The organism is Pseudonocardia pini (genome assembly GCF_013870575.1).
GTDB lineage: Bacteria > Actinomycetota > Actinomycetes > Mycobacteriales > Pseudonocardiaceae > Pseudonocardia > Pseudonocardia pini.
Genome location: NZ_JACBXB010000798.1, coordinates 1 through 2,483, shown reverse-complemented (window position 1 = coordinate 2,483; position 2,483 = coordinate 1). Strand labels below are relative to the sequence as shown.

Genomic DNA, 2,483 nt, shown 5'->3' with positions numbered 1-2,483 from the left:
TCCGGGCCGCTCTCGACGCCGGTGCCCGGACGGTCGTGATCGGCGCCGGGTTCATCGGGTCCGAGGTGGCCAGCGGTGCCCGCAAGCGCGGGCTGTCCGCCACGGTCGTCGAGGCCCTGCCCGTGCCGCTGGTGCGGTCGGTGGGAGAGGACATGGGCCACGCCTGCGCGCGGCTCCACCAGGCCAACGGCACGGACCTGCGCTGCGGCGTCACGGTCGAGGGGCTGGAGGGCGAGTCGGGCCGGGTGACCGGCGTCCGGCTCGCCGGCGGGGAGGTCCTGCCCGCGGACCTCGTCGTCGTCGGGATCGGGGTCTCGCCCGCGACCGGCTGGCTGGAGGGCTCCGGTATCGAGCTCCACGAGCGCGACGGCGGCGTGCTCGCGGACGGCACGCTGCGCGCCACCGACGGCGTCTACGCGGCGGGCGACGTCGTGCACTTCCCGAACTCCCTGTTCGACGGGGAGCTCATGCGGCTGGAGCACTGGACCACGGCCGCCGAACAGGGCGCCCTCGCCGCGCGCAACGCCCTCGCCCCCGAGGAGGCCACGGAGCTCGGCACCGTCCCCTACTTCTGGTCGGACTGGTACGGCAGCCGCATCCAGTTCGTCGGCCGCCCGCAGGCGGACGAGATCCGGGTGGCGAGCGAGCCCGACGACCCGCGCTTCCTCGCGTTGTACCGCCGCGGGGACCGGCTGGTCGGCACCATCACCATCGACCGCCCGACGCAGATCATGAAGTACAAGCGGCTGATCTCGAAGCGGGCCACGTGGGGCGAGGCGCTGGAGTTCGCCGGGGTCGGCTGACCCCGAGGGACAGGTGGGGCCGTCGGGGGCGTCGGTCCTGCCGGAGGGAACGAGGGGGGACGGCCGGGGCGGCCGTCCCCCCTCGTCGCGGTCGCCCCGTCAGCCTGCCGACTTGCGGTAGGCGTCGACCACCGGCTCGAGCTCGTCGGTGGTCGCCCCGTGCATGATCACACCGGTGGCGCCGAGGTCGAGCTGGTGGCGTACGGCCTCGGCGCACTGCAGCGGGTCGCCGTAGGCCGCCGCGGCGGTCCACTCCGCCGGGAGGAGCGCGGCGATGTGCTCCAGCTGCTCCACCGAGGCGGCCTGGTCGATCAGGGTGCTCCCGAACGAGCGCACGACGGGGTCCTCCCGCAGCCTGCGCAGGAGGGCGGGGTCCCATCGGTTGGCCGCGACCAGCCCCTCGCCGTAGCCGGGCAGCTGCAGGTAGGTGGCCAGCCGCGCCGTCACCTTCTTGAGCCGCACCTCCGGAGCGGGGTCGCCCGTGATCGTGGCGGGCTCGGCCCCGTCGTGGATGTCGAAGAGCATGTTGTCCAGCCGGAAGTCGCCGTGGGTGAGCGTCCAGGGACGGGGCTGCCCGTCGAACCAGGCGCCGATGGCGGGGGCGAACTCGCGGCCGATCATCAGGTCGCCGTCGGCCAGCCGCGGCCCGAACAGCTCGGCGTACTGCGCGAACAGGCCGGGGTAGGTCGCGCCGATGCGCGCGGTCCACGGGGCGCGGACGCTCCACCCGGCCGTCTCGAGGCCCTCGGCACCCCACAGCGGGGCGTGCAGGCCCGCGGCGGCGGCGACCACGGCCTCGGCCTGGGCCAGGCTGCACCCGGCGATCTGGTCCCCGGTCTCGGCCGGACCGAGGTCCTCCAGCACGAGCACGAAGTCGCCGGTGGCGGCCGCCCGCGCCACGTGGAACGCCCGGGGAACGCGTACGTCGAGCCGGCTCGCGAGCTCGGCGTAGAAGGTCGTCTCGCGGGTGTACAGCTCCTCGCCCGCCGCCACCTCGCGGTACGCGGCGACCGCGGAGGGGAACTTGCCGACCACGCTCGAGGGCGCGTCAACGGCCTCCCCGCGGTAGGTCAGCACGAACCGGACGCTCTCGCAGACCAGGCCGTTGCCCACCCGGGTGTGCTCGACGGCGGTGACGGCGGCGGTGGGGGCCAGCACGCCCGCCGCGCGCAGGACCGTGGTGAACCACCCGGGGTTGGCCTCCTCGGACCACGGTGGGGAGCGAGAGCTCGGGTCACCTCCGGCGCCATCGAGCCGCCTGCGGCGACCCGGAGGCTGCTCCACGACCTCGCGGCGGGCGCCGGGTCCCTGGCCGACCTGTTGCGTGGCTACCGGGTCGGCGAGGACCGGCTCTGGCGGATCTGGAGCGAGCACGCCCACGACCGGGTCCCCCCGACCGAGCTCTACGAGGTGCTGCGGCTCTCGTGGGAGCACCTGTCGGAGTTCGTCGACAAGGCGTGCGAGGTGATCGCCGACGAGTACGAGGCCCTCGTCCGTGCGGAGCGGCCCGCGGCCGGGCCCGGCACGCCCCGGCACGAGCTGATCGGGGCCTGCGGACACGTGGTGGGCCTGGCTCAGCTGGCCCACCACTCCGTTCGGGACGGTGCTGGACCGGCTGGTCGCGACCCCGGTCACCGACGTCGTCGTCGGGATGGGGGAGCCGGGCGCCGGTCACGACGG

Annotated in this window: 3 protein-coding genes; 2 read left to right on the top strand and 1 reads right to left on the bottom strand. The window is 75.0% G+C overall.

Annotation, left to right across the window (positions count from 1 at the left end):
• Positions 1-803 (top strand): NAD(P)/FAD-dependent oxidoreductase (locus H5J29_RS29095; protein WP_181784177.1); only part of this gene is annotated, 803 nt, incomplete at its 5' end.
• Positions 804-902: 99 nt separating this feature from the next.
• Here the strand turns inward: H5J29_RS29095 and H5J29_RS29090 are convergent.
• Positions 903-2,087: a phosphotransferase gene (locus tag H5J29_RS29090; protein ID WP_181784176.1), complete on the bottom strand. Its 1,185-nt coding sequence runs from the start codon at positions 2,085-2,087 to the stop codon at positions 903-905.
• Between H5J29_RS29090 and H5J29_RS29085 the strand changes: the two genes are divergently transcribed.
• The coding region (locus H5J29_RS29085; RefSeq protein ID WP_512700148.1) for an RsbRD N-terminal domain-containing protein at positions 2,052-2,483 on the top strand (432 nt) is incomplete at its 3' end. The genes H5J29_RS29090 and H5J29_RS29085 overlap by 36 nt on opposite strands.